The following is a 15,418-nucleotide window of genomic DNA, read 5'->3' as shown; positions in this document are numbered from 1 at the left end:
CTCGTCCGGCTCAACCGGCGAAGGGGCGCGGCTCGCCCGGCTCAACCGGCGAAGGGGCGCGGCTCGTCCGGCTCAACCGGCGGAAGGGGGCTACTCGACCGGCGGGAGGGGTCAGGGGGTGTGGTGGCGGGCGATCAGGCGGCGGTACCACTCGTAGCTGGACTTCGGGATGCGCTGCTGTGTCTCGTAGTCCACGTACACCAGACCGAACCGCTTGGCGTAGCCCTCGGCCCACTCGAAGTTGTCCAGCAGCGACCAGCAGTAGTAGCCGCGGACGTCGACCCCCTCGTGCGTCGCCGCGACGACCGCGCGCAAGTGGTCCTCGAGGTAGCGCACCCGGTCGGGGTCGTGGACGTGCCCGTTGGCGGCGACCACGTCGTCGCAGGCCCGGCCGTTCTCGGTGATGTAGACCGGCGGCAGGGTCGGGTAGGTCTCGTGCAGCCAGCGCAGCAGCCGCCGGAGCCCGTCGGAGTCGACCGGCCAGCCCATCTCCGTCCGCTCGACGCCCTCCGCGACGACGTCCTCGAAGCCCAGGTCGCTCGCGGTACGGCGCGCAGGGTCCGGCTCGTCGTACGCTGCCGCGCGCACGTTGGCCGGGAAGTAGTAGTTGACGCCGAGGAAGTCCAGCGGTGCGCCGATGACCTCCAGGTCGCCGTCGCGGATCCAGCCGAAGTCGGTGACCGGCGCATAGGTCGAGCGGGCCAGGTCGGGGTACGTCCCCGCCAGCACCGGATCGGTGAAGAGGCGGTTGGCCAGCAGCAGCGCGCGGTCGGCGGCGGCGACGTCCTCCGGCCGGTCCGTCACCGAACTCACGGGCTGCAGGTTGAGGGTCACACCGAGCTGCTGGCCTTCGCCGCCGCGCGCCCGCAGGCGCTGGAGGGCGAGCCCGTGACCGAGGAGCAGGTGGTGCGCGGCGGCGAGCGCGCCGTCGCCCTCGCGCGCGCCAGGCGCGTGCCGGCCCTCGGCGTAGCCGACGATCGAGGAGCAGTACGGCTCGTTCAGCGTGATCCAGCGGCTCACCCGGTCCGACAGGTGCTCGTGGACGATGTCGGCGTACTCGGCGAACCGCTCGGCCGTGTCGCGCACCCGCCAGCCGCCCGCGTCCTCCAACGGCTGCGGGAGGTCCCAGTGGTAGAGCGTGATCGCCGGGGCGATGTCGTGGGCGAGCAGCTCATCGACCAGACGGTCGTAGAACGCCAGGCCCGCCTCGTTGGCCGGCCCCTTGCCGGTCGGCTGGATGCGCGGCCAGGCCACCGAGAAGCGGTAGCTGTCGAGCCCGAGACCGGCCATCAGCGCGACGTCCTCGGCGTACCGGTGGTAGTGGTCGCACGCGACGTCGCCGGTGTCGCCGCCGGCGACCGCGCCGGGCGTGTGGCTGAACGTGTCCCAGATGGACGGGCCGCGACCGTCCGCCGCGATCGCGCCCTCGATCTGGTACGACGCCGTCGCCGCTCCCAGCTCGAACCCGTCCGGAAGGCCGAGGCCCTGCTCGCTCGTGGTCATGGTCGTCGTCCTTCTTCCTGGGCAGGGCCCGACACCGTTGCGGTGCCGGTGTTCTCGTCGTACCGGGCTGAGCTCGTCGTGGCGATCAGCTCGAGCACCTGGACGTCGTACGGGGCGAGCTCGACCTTGGTCACCGGGTCGCCCCCGGCCAGCGGTCGTACGGCTGTGCCCACGGCGGTCTCGACCGCGACCGTCTGGGGATCGCGCGAGGCGCTCACCAGCCACACGAAGCAGCGTCCGTCACGGTGTACCAGCCGGTCGACGAGGACCATCGGTGACTCCACACGGACAGGTCGGTCGACGCCGGCGACCTGCGCGACGGCGTCGTAGAGGCGCCAGGTCGGCTCCGGGTTGGCCCGAGGCCGCGCGGCCGCGAGCGCCTCGGTGGGCACCGTCGACAGCACCGCGATCCCGGCACCGATGCTGTTGCGGGTCAGCACGATCCGGCCGTGCTGATCGCGCGCCACAACGTCTGCGGTCGTCGTCTCGACCGGCAGCATGGTGCGGGTGACCTCCGAGCCCGCGACCGCGATGTCGAGCACGTCCCCGGCGCGCAGCGGCCCCAGGTCCCGCTCCAGGGTCACCACCAGGTCCTCCTCCAGCGGCTCGGTGATGCCGTACACGAGGTCGTGACGGACGCCGAAGATCTCCTCCAGCCCGGTCCACCACGGGCCGCGCTGGAAGTCGCTGTCGCCGAGGCCGTACGAGGCGTAGAGGGTGGAGCCGGAGCGCACCTGCTCGCCGAGCAGCCGCCAGGTCGGGGCCGTGAGCGCCTTGGTCGACGGGACCAGGTAGAGCGGTGCACCGCCGGGGATGCCGTCCACCTCACGGGCGAACGCGACCGGGAGGTCGGCCTCGCGCGCCGCGACGTGCGCCTGCTCCAGCGCGGCGACGATCGGCGTGCGCTCCGCGGCCGAGAGGGTCAGCGGCTCGCCGGTCTCCAGGTACGCCGGGACGACCAGCACCGCCTGTGCGGGGGCACGACGGCAGGCGGTCACCTCGATCCGGTCGAGCAGGGCCGCGAAGTCTCGCATCTCCCTCAGTGCCGGCTTCGGCGTACCGTCCGCCCGGGTGAGCCCGAAGTGCAGCTCGAACGGATGGTGCCGGTACGGGTCCTGGTCGGCGATGGTGTCGAAGTCGGTGTTGTTCCAGGCGATCCAGCCGGTCGCACCCGCCAGCAAGGAGGTGTGCAGCGTCTGCCGGTAGTAGTGCGCGGCGTTCAGGTCGGAGGCGAAGTCCGAGGTCACGCCGAACTCCTCCAGCACCACCGGGAGCCCCGCGACCGCGGCCAGCTCACAGACGAACGCCGCCTTGAGGTGCTGGCGGACGACGTCGTTCTCCATCCGGTAGACGTGCGGACCGACGAAGTCGACTAGGCCCGCGGTCCGGCGCAGCGAGAAGCCGTTGTCCTCGCCGGTCGTCTCGATCCCCCACGCGCCGTCGCCGAGCGAGACCGGCTGCCTCGCGCCCCCGGCCCGGATCGCGTCCACCATCAGCTCGGCCCAGCTGGTCACCACGTCGCTGTCGGCGGCGCCGCCGTAGATCGGCATCTCGTTCGAGACCAGCCAGCCCACGATCGCCGGATGGTCGGCGAACCGGGAGACGAGCTCCCTGGCGTACCAGGCCTGCCGGGCGACCATCCACACGTCGGCGTACAGGTCGCGGCCGGACCGCCAGGCGGGGTCCCAGTTCTCCCCCGACATGTGACCGACCACGAAGGTCGGGATCGTGGTCAGGCCCAGCTCGCGGTGCAGGTCCAGGAACATCGCGAACCGGTCGAGCACGTCCTCGTCGAGCCGGTCGGGCGCAGGCATGGTGTCCGGCCAGTAGAAGAACGACCGGGTGACGCCGATGCCGTACGACCGCATCGTCTCCAGCTCGGACCGCAGGACCGCCTCATCCAGCCCGCGCCACATGAGCGGACCACCGTGCCGGGACCAGAAGTTCACGCCGGTCCACGCGACCGGGCCCTCACTCCCCTCGACGAACCGCAGCGGCCTGTCGACGAACAGCCCTGCGCCTGAACGCGGCTCGCTCACTTCACGGCGCCCGCGGTCAGACCGGCGACGAGATACCGTTGCAGCAGCAGGAAGACCAGCACGATCGGCAGGCTGACGACCAGCGAGGCTGCCATGACCTGGTTCCAGTACACGTTGATCTGCGTCGAGTAGCTCTGCAGACCGATGGACAGGGTCCGCGTCTCGGTGTTGGTCATCTGCGACGCGAACAGGATCTCGCCCCACGCCGTCATGAACGCGTACACCGCGACCGCCACGACGCCCGGCCGCGCCGCCGGGAGGACGACGCGGAACAGCGCGCCCACTGCGGAGCAGCCGTCGACCCGGGCCGCCTCGTCCAGGTCGCGCGGGATGCCGTCCAGGTACCCCGCCAGCATCCAGATCGCGAACGGCAGCGAGAACGTCATGTACATGACGATCAGGCCGACACGGGTCTGGTAGAACACCGTCGTCCCGAGCGTCTTGTCCAGGTTGACGAAGATCAGGAACAGCGGCAGCAGGAACAGGATGCCGGGGATCATCTGCGTCGAGAGCACCGCTCCGCTGAACAGGCTGCGGCCCCGGAAGCGGTACCGCGACACCGCGTACGCGGCGAAGATCGCGATGAGGACGCTGAACAGCGTCGCCACCAGACACACGACGAGGCTGTTCGCGAAGTACCTCGCCAGTGGCACCGTGCTCCAGATGTCGACGAACGGACGGAACGTCGGATGCTCCGGCCACCAACGGAACTCGCCCTGGACCTCGCCGAGCGGCTTCAGCGAGCTGGACAGCAGGACGTACAGCGGGATCAGGGTGAACGCGCCGAGGACGAGCACGACCACCCAGCGGAACACCCGGAAGGAGACTGGCTCACGCACGACGTGACCTCCTGGAGGTGAGGAACAGGTACAGACCGGTCACGACGAGCAGGAACAGCAGCAGGAGCACCGACATCGCGGCGCCGAACCCGAAGTTCCAGCTGACGAAGGAGTTGCCGTAGATGTGGATCGACATCAGGTCCGCCGACCTCGGCGGCGTCGGCCCGAACAGCACGAACGGGGTGTTGAAGTCGTTGAAGGTCCACAGGAACAGCATCAGGACGAGCACGACGTTGACCGGCCGCAGGTAGGGCAGCGTGATGTAGCGGACCTGCTTCCAGATGCCCGCGCCGTCGACCGAGGCCGCGTCGTACACCTCGTCCGGGACGTTCTGCAGGCCGGCGAGCAGCATCAGGAACGCGAACGGCCAGGCGCGCCAGATCGCGACGATCGCCATGGAGGCGAACGCGTTGTTGCCGACCAGCCAGAACGACTCACCGTCACCCAGCCCCAGCGACTTCACCAGGTGGTTCATCAAGCCGTTGTCCCGCTGGAAGATGAAGCTCCACGTCATTATCCCGGCGTAGATGGGCATGGCGTACGGGACGAGGAACAGCGTGCGCAGGAACCCTCGCCCGCGGAACGAGCGGTGCAGCACCAGGGCGCCGGACATCCCGAACAGCCAGGCCACGCCGACCACCAGGACGGTGTAGGCGAGCGTCACCCCGAAGGAGTGCAGCAGGCTCTTGCCGAGCGGGCCGGAGAAGTCGAGGGCGACCTTGTAGTTGTCCAGCCCGGCCGACGGCGCCTGCGACCAGTTGGCGATGAAGAACTGCGTGAGCCGGACGAAGCTCATCCAGATGCCGACGAGCATCGGCACGATGTGGACGAGCAGCTCGAGGACCACCGCCGGCAGCACCAGCAGGTACGGCGTCACGCGCCGGCCGCGGCGTCGGGGCCGCGACGGTGCGGGAGCCGCGGCGGTGCTGCCGGCGGCGGGGGTCTCGACGGTGTCGACGCTCATCAGCCGGCGGAGGCCATCTTGTCCTGCGCCTCCTGCAGCGCACTCTTGATGTCCGCCTCGCTCGGCTTCTGACCGGTGGCGGCCTTGGCGAGCAGGCCGTTGACGGCGTTACCGACGTTGGTCTCGTACGCCGCCTCCGCCGGCACCAGCGGCAGCGGCACCGACTTGGTCGCGAGGATGTCGGCGAAGGTCTTGGCCTCGGCCGGGTTGTCGGTGAAGTTGACCGTGCCGCCCTTGACGACCGGCAGCGCGGTGAACGGCTTGTCCAGGATCGCCTGCTCCTCGGGGCTGGTCATGAACTTCACCAGCTTCAGGGCGCCGTCCTTGTTCTTGGTGTCCTTGAACACCGACATGTTGATGCCGGCGACGAAGCTGGCAGTGTCCTTGTTGCCCGACTTGGTCGGGATGGCGACCACGCCGTAGTCGCTGGACTTCATGCCGTCGGCCTGCAGCGTGTTGTCGGCGTTGTTCTGGCTCATCAGCATCGCGGCCTTGCCCTTGGCGAAGTCGCCGGGAGCCTCGGGGCCGTTCTTGTACTGGACGCTGCTCTTGTTGACGACCCCGTCGCTCATCAGGTCGACGTACTGCTTCACGCCGGCGACCATGCCCGGCGTCGTGAACTGCGGCTTGCCGTCCTTGGTGAACGGGTCGGCGCCGTGCTGCTGGCCGAAGATGAAGGCGAAGTGGATGCTCTCGGTGTAGCTGCCACCCTCCATCGCCATGCCGTAGGTGCCCTTGCCCGCGTCGGTGAGCTTCTTGGCCGCGGCCTGCAGCTCCTCCCACGTCGTCGGCGGCTGCAGCCCGGCGTCGGCGAACATCTTCTTGTTGTAGTAGAGGCCGTAGACCAGGCCGTAGAGCGGCACCGAGGTCGGGTCCTTGCCCTCCATGCCGGAGGTCTTGAACGAGGCGTCGACGAACTTGCTCTGCCCGCCGATCGCGTCCAGCGCCGCCTTGTCGAACGGCATGAACGCCCCGGTCGACTGCAGTGACGCCGCCCAGGTGTTGCCGATGTTGAGCACGTCCGGGCCCTGCCCGCTGCTGGTCGCGGCCAGGATGCGGTTCTGCAGGTCGGGCCAGCCGATGACCTCGAGCTTGACCTTCACGCCCGTCTGCTGGGTGAACTTGGCCAGCTCCTTGCCGAGGACCTGCTTGTCGACGTCCAGGGTCGCGCCCTGGTTGCTCGCCCAGTAGGTGAGGGTCTTGGCGTCGCCGCCGCCACCGCCACCGCCGGACTCGGACGAACCCGAGTCGCCGTTGCCGCACGCTGCCGTGGCCGCGACCGCTGTGATCGCGAACGACGCGCACCAGAGACGAATCTTCACGTGGACTCCCTGTGTTCCGACGCCTGGTCTCCGGTCACGACCGCGGCGGTGAGACCCACATCACACCACCGCTGAACTTATCCGGTTCAGTACGAGAGCCGCCTGTTACCTGATCGTTATCGCCGAGGTGGGGTCAGGCGGGTGCGGGACCGCTGCTCTCGCGAGCGACCAGCACCGACGGCGGGACCTGGATGCGCACCGGCCGGCGACCGGCGACGGCGTCCAGCAGGACGGTCGCCGCGAGCCGCCCGAACGCCGGGGTGTCGCGCTGCAGCGCGGTGAGCCGGGGGGCCACCAGACTCGTCAGCTGAGAGTCGTCCCAGCTGACGAACGACACCTCCTGCGGCACGCGGACGCCGAGGGCCGCCGCGGTCCGGACGCCGCCCAGCGCCATCACGTCCGAGCCGAAGACGACGGCCGTCGGCGGGGCGTCACCGGTCAGCAGCCGCCTGGTCGCCTCCTCCGACTCCGGGCCGGTGTACGCCGCCTCCACCGTGACGACCTCCACCCCCAGTGCCGCTGCAGCCCGACGCAGCCCGCGGCGCCGGGCCCGCTCGTGGACGAACTCCCCCGGGCCCGCGACGTGACCGATCCGGCGGTGGCCGAGGTCGGCGAGATGCTGCACGACCAGTCCCGCATCGCCGCTCTGATCGGTCCAGAGGCAAGGAATGCCAACACCTTTCACGGGACCACCGCACAGTACGGCGGGCAGCCCGATCCGCTCGACGAGGTCGACGCGAGGGTCGCGGTACCGCTCGTCCAGGAGGATCACCCCGTCGATCCGACGCTCACCCCACCAGCGCTCGTACGTGGCCATCTCGTCGGCCGGATGGTCTCCGATCACCCGCAGCAGCAGGCTCCAGCCGCGCTCGGACAGCACCGACTCGACGCCGGCGAGGAACCGCATGAAGAAGGTCTCGGTGGTGAGCAGGTCGGGCGGCCGGGAGAGCACCAGGCCGACGACCTGGGTCTGCGAGCCGGACAGCGCCCGCGCGCTCGAGCTGGCGTGCCAGCCCATCTCCTGGGCGACCTCCAGCACCCGCTCCCGGGTGGCCGCGGCGACGCCGGGCTGGCCGTTGAGTGCGTACGAGACGGCGGCCTTGGAGATCCCGAGGTGCCGCGCGATGTCACCCATCGTCGCCCGTCGGGCGGGCTCCGACGTCCCGGTCTGCGCAGCGCTCATCGTGATCCTCTCCCGGCGGCCGAGCGGTCGGCCGCGCCGAAATCTACTTACCCCGTTCAGCAACCGCTGCGCAAGCCGCCACCTCGAGGCGAGGCTCGGTCAGTCGGCCGGCGCGGCGCCGGTGCGTCGGAGCCACCAGAGCCCGACGACGGGCAGCACCAGTGGCACGAACCCGTACCCCTGGCCGAAGTGGGACCAGACGGTCTTGTCCGGGAACGCGCTGGAGTCCAGCAGCGACCAGAGCCCGACGACGAGGACGCCGATCAGCTCGGTCGTGATCGTCACCCGCGCCACCCGTACCGAGGTACGGTCTCCGCGGGCCAGGGCGATCGTCGCGACGATGTAGATGACGGCGGCGAGGGCGGACAGGACGTACGCCAGCGGCGCGCGGTCGAAGTACTCGGTGATCTGCAGGATCGAGCGCCCGGTCGCCGCGAGTGCGAACAAGGCGTAGACCGCCACCAGCACCCGGCCGAACCCGCTCCCGGTCGGTCGTCGCGTGGCCGTGTCGTCGTCCATCGCCGACAGCCTAGGTCCCGGACCGCGCCGTCCCGGCGCCCGTTCGCTCACCGGGAGGCGGGGTTGTCGACCAGCGGTCCCTCGTCCTTCAGGGACGGGCCGTCCTGGATGAAGCGCGCCTTGGCGTCGACGCTGCCGCGGACGACGTCGTACTGCCGGCCCCCGGCGCCGGAGGGCGCCCACTGGATCAGCCGGACGTTGTCGGCGGAGAACCGGCGGCCCTCCTGCTCGTCGTCCGGCGGCTTCAGCCGCAGGAAGGGCTGCACCGCATGCGCCTCCTTCGGCACGACCGCGTTGATGACCACCCGTCGGCAGGACGACGCGGACGCATCGGTCACCGGGATCTTCGCGGACGTCGTGTGGAAGCTCTTGCCCTCGGTCCGGTAGTACCAGCGCAGCTCCAGGATCGAGCCGGCCGACGCGTTACGGATGTCGGCGGACAGCGTGACCTCCTGGCCCGGGTCGACGTCCTGGCGGTGGGCCGGGGTCGCGAACACGTCCTTGGTGCTGACCGGGCTGCGCACCAGCTCGATGCCCTGGTCGCTCTCGCCGTCACCGGAGGTGCAGCGCGCCCGGGCGGTCACCTGGGCGTACTTGCCGAGGGTCCACAGGTCGCCGCCGTTGGTGGACGCGTCGACGTCCTGGTCCTCGAAGGTCCCGGTCCCGAACAGCAGGTCGGACCCGGCGCGGACCCCACCCACCGGCTGGGAGACACCGGAGAACCACCAGCCGGGTGACACGGCCTGGATGTCGCCCTTGGCCAGGGACACGTCGGTCCCGGCACTCGGCGCTCGCGTGCCGGGCGGGACGAACGCCCCGCTGTCCCCGAGCCGCGCCGGGCCGGGCACCGTCCCCGCGGCGATGCGCGCGGACGCCTGGGCGAGCGCCCCGACGGAGGGCACCGGCCGGAAGTTCTGCATCGACAGCGGGTCGATCGAGGAGTACACCGGAACTCCCCCGCGCAGGTCGACCCGCATGAGGTAGGTCGGGAAGGTCGCCCACAGCTGCTGGTCGAAGGCCAGGTTGCCCGTCGTCTCCGCGACGAACGCCTTGCCCGTCTGGGTCATGCCGCCGACCACGTGCGGGTGGCTCGCGATGACGGCCTGCGCGCCGGCGTCGCTCGCGACCTTGAACAGCGAGCGCACCTCGGGCTGCTGGGGACGCAGGTACTCGACCGCACCGTGGATCATCACCACGACGTTCGGTGCCAGCCGGCGCGCCGCGGCGACGTAGGTCCTCAGATCGGGCTCGGTGCAGTACGCGGCGCCGCCCTGCCGGGGGGTCGCGACGTACTGGACCTTCCAGTTGTGACCGTCGACGGTCGTGCAGCCGATCATCGCGACCTTCTGCCCGTTGCGGGTGACGACCGCCGGCTTCCACGCCTCCGCGGGAGTCGCACCCGCGCCGAAGTAGACGATGCCGGCGGCGTCCAGCGCCCGCTTGGTGCTCTTGAGCCCGGGGTCCATCGCGTCGTACAGGTGGTTGTTGCCGAGCGACACCGCGTCCACGCCGGACATCCGCAGCGCCTCCGCCGTCTCCGGCGCGCTGCCGAACGCGAGGTCCTTCTCCGGCGCGAACCGGCTGGGCCGGGGCTTCTTCGGGTCGTAGTACGGGTTCTCGAGCAACGGCGTCTCGAGGTTGACGGTCGTCAGGTCGGCGTCGGACAGCAGCGGCTCGGCCGCGCTCAGGATCTGCGCGTGCTCGGCGGCGGTGGAGCCTTTCTTGAGCTGCGGCAGCTGGCCCTTCTGGCTCTCGTAGAAGCGGCGGCCCATCATGACGTCGCCGCCGAAGCGCAACGACAGCGTCTTGCTCGCCTGCGAGGTGAGCTCGATGGAGACGGCGCCGTCCTTGCCCACCGCCTGGGTCCGCGACTTGTGGCCGGGCGCCGAGGCCTTGACCAGCTCCGCGCCACGGATGGCCGCGGTGAACTTCCCGTGGGCGTCGCTGCGCACCGTGTCCACGCTGGTACGCACGGTGGCGCCCTCGACCGGACGGCCGGTCTCGTCGACGACGACGCCGCCGACGGACGAGGCCGCCAGCGCCGCCTGCGAGACCGGCGGCTCCTTCATCGTCAGGGCCGACACGCAGCCGAGCGCGAGGGCGGCGGCGATCCCGGGGAGGACCACCTTGGTCAGCCGGGCGCTGGATCGCTTCGATCGCGGCTCGGTGGTCATGTCAGCGCTCCTACGTTGGTGATGGCGGCGATGACGTTCACCGCGGCGAACACGCCCAGTCCGGACAGCGCCGTACCCCAGACGGTGCGTTCCCACCCCTGCCGCTCGGCGTCGTTGGCGATCAGCGCCGGCACCATCAGCGTCGCGACGGTGAGACCTCGCCACGGGGTGTAGTCGCCGTTGCTGAACTGCTGGATCACCAGCTCGGCGCTCCACCCGACGATCGCGCCGACCAGGATCATCGTCGACACCTTGCGCCGGCCGAAGAGCAGCAGCCGCGGCATCATCAGCTTCTTGACGATGAACCACGTCACCAGCGCCACCACGGCGGTGAACGCCAGGTCCGAGGTCCGCGGACTCACCAGCGCGAGGTACGCGCCGGTGATGAACCCGCCCGACCGCAGGCTCGTGGTGTCGAAGATGAACATGCCGGCGAGCACGCTGAGCGCGACGGCGACCACGAGGAACTCACGCGGGTAGCCCAGCACCGACGCGAGCTGCACCGGGTCGGCCGTCTTGCCGGGGAGGATGTCGAACAGCGCGGTGATGAGGAACACGAACACCGCGAGCACGGACGTGGTGACGACGATCGCGAACACGGTGCGGCCCGGCTTCTGCCGTGCCATGTCGTGCGCGATGATCCCCGGCACGAGGAACCCGACACCGGTCAGCCCGAGGAACACCGGGTCGAGGTGGTCGGTCAGGTGGGCCAGGTAGGTCGCGACCATGATGAGCGTCAGCCCGACCAGGACCTCGGCCTCGAACTTGCGCCGGCCGTACAGGATCGTCCGTTTCGCCAGCAGCACGGTGACGACCTGGTAGGTGAGGAAGCCGATCACGATGGTCACGACGATCGCCAGCGGCCGGAAGACCGCGAGCGAGAGGTAGGCCGGGACGATCGCGCCACCAGTCGTCAGCTGGGCCCGCTCGTAGAAGAGCATGCTCATGATGACGCCGACCACGATGGCGACCCGCACCACCTCGGGGCTGACGGCGTACTCAGCCATCGTTCACCGCCTGGCGCTCCCGACGGCTTCCGTCCGCGTCGTCGTCGGAGCCTCCCGGTCGGACCAGGGCGTTGCGCAGCCGCTGGGTGCCTCGCGGTGCGCGGCCCGGCTCGAGGGACTCCTCGAGCTCGTCGTGGTGGTCCGCCCCGCTCAGCTCGTGGAAGTGCTCGATGAGCATCTCCGCCTGGTCGGTGTGGATGTTGACCATGCCGATCAGGACGCCGTGCCGGCCGTCGACGAGCTTCTCGACCGTGGCGAGGATCTGCTGCAACGACGGCTGGACGGTGTCGCCGAGGTTGTGGATGCGACCGCGTGCGTAGCCGCCGTCGATCATCGCCGAGGTGACCTGGTCCTCGAACGCGCCGAAGGTGATCACGTGGTGCAGGTGACGGGACAGGTCGTTCGGGACCATCTCGGCGAACAGCTCGGCCCGGCGTCCGCGGTCACGACGGTTGTTGAGGATGCCGATCACCGTTGCGCCGGCGGGGAACCGCGCCGCGAGCGTGTCCAGCGTCAGGATGACGCTCTCGCGGTCGTTCGCAGCGAACATCGGCACCCACAGGATGCGCTTGCCGCGGATGTCGTACGTGCGCAGCCGCACCACGCCGACGTCCGGGACGGACTTCCACATGCCCTCCAGCGCGGCCTCGCGACTGATGCCGAGCAGCCGGGCGACGGCGATGCCGACGGCGACGTTCTCCTTGAACTGCAGGTAGTCGAACCCGCGCATGTCCGCGTCGGACACGCCACTCGGGTCGGCGTAGACCAGGCGGCTGCCACGGGCCTCGGCGTTGCGGCGCAGCCGCTCCCGCAGGTGCTCGCGGTCCTCGGCGGTGATCAGCACGCCGTTGGTGGGGATGGTCGCCGACAGCGAGTCGGCGATCTCCTCGAGCGTCTCCCCCATCTCCTCCTGGTGGTCCTCACGCACGTTGGTGATGACCGTGATGTCGGAGCGGACCATGAAGTCCTGGGAGTACTGCTGGTAGAGGGGCCGGACCGCCATGCACTCGATGACCAGCGCCTCGACCTCGGAGGTCACGTGCTCGGCGACGACGTCGATCTGCTCGTTGATGGTCGGAGCGCCGCGACGCTTGATGGGCTCCTCGGCGCCGGTCGGGCCGATGACCCGGGCGGCGCTGCCGGTGGTCTTCGCGACCGTGACGTAGCCGCCCTCGCGCAGCACGCCGGCGAGCAGGCGCGTCACGGTGGACTTGCCGCGGATCCCGTTGACGTGGATGCGGGTGTCGAGCTGTTCCAGGCGCCGGTTGTGAGCGCGTACGGACAGGTGCCAGTAGAGGAAGAGCGCGCAGCTGAAGACCGTGATCGCTGCGAGCCCGCAGAGCGAGGCGAGCACCTACCGACCGCCGCTTCGTTCGTACGAGGGCGGCGCAGCCGCGTCGGTGGCCGCCTCCAGGAGGGCGTCGGCGGTCGCGTGCGAGGGGTCGAACGACACCAGACCGGAGTGCAGCTCGGCGTGGTCGGAGAGCCGGCGCCGGTCACCGCGGGACCGGTCGGCGAAGGTCGACCGCGTGGCCGCGTCCATGATCGGACCGACGATGTCCCACGCGGCCGTGGTGTCCGTGCCGGGCAGGATGACGCCCAGAGCGGTCTCGGAGACCATGAACGGCACGTCGCTGCTGCGCGAGAGGCTCTCGACCAGCCGCGCCACGCCGCGCTTCAGCCGCAGGGCCGACCCCGCGTCCATCCGCTTGTCGGTGACGCGCAGGTCCACGACCCACAGGCTCAGGGCGGTGCCGGATCCCTGTGCGCGCTCGATCTCCTCCTGCAGCCGTACGACCGCGGAGCCGCGGGTCAGCAGGCCCAGCGAGCCGACGACGGGCGCGAGCCCGGCCTCGCCGACCCCGGCCTGGAACCGCCCGCGCGCCAGCTCGCGCAGCGCGGTGCCGAGCTGGCCACCCACCCAGCAGAGCACCAGCATCGTCACGGCAGCGACGAGCACGGTGAAGAAGTGGTCCGAGCCCCACACGTCGTTCAGCCGGAACAGGAACACCGCCGCGGCTGCGGCTGCGAGCCCGACGCACAGTGCGGCGAACCCGTCGACGCACATCGAGATCAGCAGGGTCAGCACGATCAGCGCGATCATGCCGAGCCCGATCGACGGCGTCTGCCCGCCGCCGATGAACGCTGCTGCGGCGGCCGCGCCGGCGCAGAACAGCACCAGCCAGTGCTGGTCAGTCCATACGACTCTCCGTCGACCGCTCATCGTCGGCCGCCCCCTTCGCGAATCGAATCCGTGCCGCGATGAAGACGACGACGAACAGTGAAGCTGCAAGGCCGGCACGCGTCAGCGCGATCAGCCAGGTGGTCTTGTCCATGGTTCCTTGGTGTGTGTGTCTCGTGCCCGCTCAGCCCAGGTCGAGCGGCCACTGCGCCACGAACGTGGTGCTGTCCGTGCCCGAGCGGACCTCGAAGGAGTCGGCGACGAGGACGTTCTCGTGCGTGGTGACGCGCATCTGCGCGGGAGTACGACGGTCGGAGGTGTGCGGCGCGCGGCAGGCGTCGGCGAACCGCCCTGCCAGCTGGGCCAGCTGACCGGCGGTCAGCTGCTCGCCGTTGAACGAGACGTTCAGCTGGACGCTCAGGCGGCCCTCGATCCGCGAGGAGTCCTCGGCGCGGACGCCGGCGGAGAGCCGGACCGTACGGTGCCGGGCCGCCTCGACGGCGGTCGACAGCAGCAGCGTGATCGCCCGCTGCACCATGCCCGGGTCGGCGGACACCGTCAGCGAGTCGTCGATCAGGTCGACGTCCACGTGGCTGCCCGGCAGGCTCTGGTAGACGGTCGTGACCGCGGCGTCGATCACCCGCGGCAGCTCGAACATCGCCCGGGTACGCGGGCGCTCGGGGTTGCCCTCCAGGTGACCGCGCAGCCGGGCGCGCGAGCGCTCGACGACGGCGAAGCGCTCCTGGACCGCGGCGGCGTGCCGGTGCAGCACCTGGTCGTGGCGCAGGTCGATCTGCCCGATCAGCGAGCCGAGCGAGTCCGCGGCGCCGCCGATCTCGTCGGCGAGGCTCAGGCTGTACCGGCGCAGCTCGACGTCGGCGTCACCGCCGGTGGCCGGGGCGGGCGCAGGCGCCGGCGCCGGGGCGCTGTGCGCCTCCTGCTGCCACATCGCGTCGAGGCTGCGGCGCGGCGGAAGGGCGGCGCGGGCAGCCGCGGCACGCAGCGGGGCGATCGGCTCGGTCGGGTCCTTGGGGGCGGGCAGCACCGAGGTGCTCGGGAGGTCGTCGAACCACCGGTAGGCCGAGCCCACCGAGGTCGCCGACGGCTCGACCGGACGGAGCGGGCTCGCGCCGAGCGGAGTCGCCCCGCGGGTCGGTGCCGGTGAGGGGCGGTCCAGGACGAAGTCCTCCAGGCGGCCGGCGATCGAGACGCTCAGCTCCTGCAGCTGGTTCGCCTCGTTCCAGCCCGCCTCGCGCGGCTCGCGGTCGTACACGCCGATCACTCCGAGCCGCGCGCCGCTGCGGGCGTCCCGGACGTCCTGCACCGAGCGGGCGACGTAACCGCCGACGTTCGAGCCCGGCGACACCGAGCCTGAGCGCAGCGGCTGGGAGAGCGCGTCGGCGGCGGCGAAGACCGACCGGCGCTGGTAGAGGTCGACCATCATCGCGTCGGCACCCTCGGGCGCGAAGACCACGACATCGGCGTCGATCCGGTCGGCGACCATGCGCGGGACCGAGGCGATCGTCTCGGTGGCGCCGGCACTGAGCCGGGTCGCACTGTGCATCATCGTCATCGAACGCTGTCCTCCGTCGAGATGGCCGGTACGAGGCCACGGTCGTGGTTGCTGGGTCGCGCGACGCCCACCGCGTCACGCCGGATCGTCGATGTGGTGGAGCCGGGGGTGCT

At 70.7% G+C, this 15,418-nt stretch carries 13 protein-coding genes; all 13 read right to left on the bottom strand.

From position 1 onward, the window contains the following. Nucleotides 1-111: 111 nt before the first annotated feature. Nucleotides 112-1,503 carry a GH1 family beta-glucosidase gene (locus tag P4R38_RS11940; RefSeq protein WP_277192336.1) on the bottom strand — a complete coding sequence of 464 codons (1,392 nt, stop codon included), beginning with the start codon at nt 1,501-1,503 and terminating at the stop codon, nt 112-114. Further along, the gene (locus P4R38_RS11935) at nt 1,500-3,542 is read right to left on the bottom strand and encodes a glycoside hydrolase 5 family protein (protein ID WP_277192335.1); all 2,043 of its coding nucleotides are present in this window, start codon (nt 3,540-3,542) and stop codon (nt 1,500-1,502) included. The genes P4R38_RS11940 and P4R38_RS11935 overlap by 4 nt, the downstream gene beginning before the upstream one ends. Next, nucleotides 3,539-4,381, bottom strand: coding sequence for a carbohydrate ABC transporter permease (locus P4R38_RS11930; RefSeq protein WP_277192334.1), 843 nt, complete (start codon nt 4,379-4,381; stop codon nt 3,539-3,541). Before P4R38_RS11930 ends, P4R38_RS11935 begins: the two co-directional genes overlap by 4 nt. Continuing rightward, on the bottom strand, nt 4,374-5,345 hold the full coding sequence (locus tag P4R38_RS11925; RefSeq protein ID WP_277192333.1) for a carbohydrate ABC transporter permease: 972 nt from the start codon (nt 5,343-5,345) through the stop codon (nt 4,374-4,376). The genes P4R38_RS11930 and P4R38_RS11925 overlap by 8 nt, the downstream gene beginning before the upstream one ends. Continuing rightward, entirely contained in the window at nt 5,345-6,667 is a 1,323-nt protein-coding gene (locus P4R38_RS11920; RefSeq protein ID WP_275236631.1) for an ABC transporter substrate-binding protein, read from the bottom strand. The genes P4R38_RS11925 and P4R38_RS11920 overlap by 1 nt, the downstream gene beginning before the upstream one ends. 133 nt (nt 6,668-6,800) lie before the next feature. After that, on the bottom strand, nt 6,801-7,850 hold the full coding sequence (locus P4R38_RS11915) for a LacI family DNA-binding transcriptional regulator (RefSeq protein ID WP_275236630.1): 1,050 nt from the start codon (nt 7,848-7,850) through the stop codon (nt 6,801-6,803). 99 nt (nt 7,851-7,949) lie between these two features. Further along, the gene (locus P4R38_RS11910) at nt 7,950-8,369 is read right to left on the bottom strand and encodes a hypothetical protein (RefSeq protein WP_275236629.1); all 420 of its coding nucleotides are present in this window, start codon (nt 8,367-8,369) and stop codon (nt 7,950-7,952) included. Nucleotides 8,370-8,416: 47 nt separating this feature from the next. Next, on the bottom strand, nt 8,417-10,543 hold the full coding sequence (locus tag P4R38_RS11905; protein ID WP_277192332.1) for a CapA family protein: 2,127 nt from the start codon (nt 10,541-10,543) through the stop codon (nt 8,417-8,419). Then, the gene (locus P4R38_RS11900) at nt 10,540-11,550 is read right to left on the bottom strand and encodes a poly-gamma-glutamate biosynthesis protein PgsC/CapC (protein WP_277192331.1); all 1,011 of its coding nucleotides are present in this window, start codon (nt 11,548-11,550) and stop codon (nt 10,540-10,542) included. Before P4R38_RS11900 ends, P4R38_RS11905 begins: the two co-directional genes overlap by 4 nt. After that, a complete protein-coding gene (gene pgsB, locus P4R38_RS11895) occupies nt 11,543-12,904 on the bottom strand; it encodes a poly-gamma-glutamate synthase PgsB (protein ID WP_277192330.1) in 1,362 nt (453 codons plus the stop codon). The genes P4R38_RS11900 and pgsB overlap by 8 nt, the downstream gene beginning before the upstream one ends. After that, nucleotides 12,905-13,729 carry a nucleotidyl cyclase domain-containing protein gene (locus tag P4R38_RS11890; protein WP_277192329.1) on the bottom strand — a complete coding sequence of 275 codons (825 nt, stop codon included), beginning with the start codon at nt 13,727-13,729 and terminating at the stop codon, nt 12,905-12,907. It abuts the gene before it with no gap. 13 nt (nt 13,730-13,742) lie between these two features. After that, nucleotides 13,743-13,886, bottom strand: coding sequence for a hypothetical protein (locus P4R38_RS11885; protein WP_275236624.1), 144 nt, complete (start codon nt 13,884-13,886; stop codon nt 13,743-13,745). 30 nt (nt 13,887-13,916) lie between these two features. After that, entirely contained in the window at nt 13,917-15,305 is a 1,389-nt protein-coding gene (locus P4R38_RS11880) for a histidine kinase (RefSeq protein WP_277192328.1), read from the bottom strand. Nucleotides 15,306-15,418 lie beyond the last annotated feature (113 nt).

This window comes from Luteipulveratus flavus, assembly GCF_029439465.1.
In the GTDB taxonomy this organism is placed as follows: domain Bacteria; phylum Actinomycetota; class Actinomycetes; order Actinomycetales; family Dermatophilaceae; genus Luteipulveratus; species Luteipulveratus flavus.
This window is presented reverse-complemented; position numbering and strand designations above follow the sequence as displayed.

What these genes read in the sequence shown, in the direction of transcription:
- P4R38_RS11885 (WP_275236624.1), bottom strand. Translation starts at nt 13,886, where the DNA reads ATGGACAAGACCACCTGGCTGATCGCGCTGACGCGTGCCGGCCTTGCA.
- P4R38_RS11880 (WP_277192328.1), bottom strand. Translation starts at nt 15,305, where the DNA reads ATGACGATGATGCACAGTGCGACCCGGCTCAGTGCCGGCGCCACCGAG.
- P4R38_RS11915 (WP_275236630.1), bottom strand. Translation starts at nt 7,850, where the DNA reads ATGAGCGCTGCGCAGACCGGGACGTCGGAGCCCGCCCGACGGGCGACG.
- P4R38_RS11925 (WP_277192333.1), bottom strand. Translation starts at nt 5,345, where the DNA reads ATGAGCGTCGACACCGTCGAGACCCCCGCCGCCGGCAGCACCGCCGCG.
- P4R38_RS11900 (WP_277192331.1), bottom strand. Translation starts at nt 11,550, where the DNA reads ATGGCTGAGTACGCCGTCAGCCCCGAGGTGGTGCGGGTCGCCATCGTG.
- P4R38_RS11910 (WP_275236629.1), bottom strand. Translation starts at nt 8,369, where the DNA reads ATGGACGACGACACGGCCACGCGACGACCGACCGGGAGCGGGTTCGGC.
- P4R38_RS11940 (WP_277192336.1), bottom strand. Translation starts at nt 1,503, where the DNA reads ATGACCACGAGCGAGCAGGGCCTCGGCCTTCCGGACGGGTTCGAGCTG.
- P4R38_RS11905 (WP_277192332.1), bottom strand. Translation starts at nt 10,543, where the DNA reads ATGACCACCGAGCCGCGATCGAAGCGATCCAGCGCCCGGCTGACCAAG.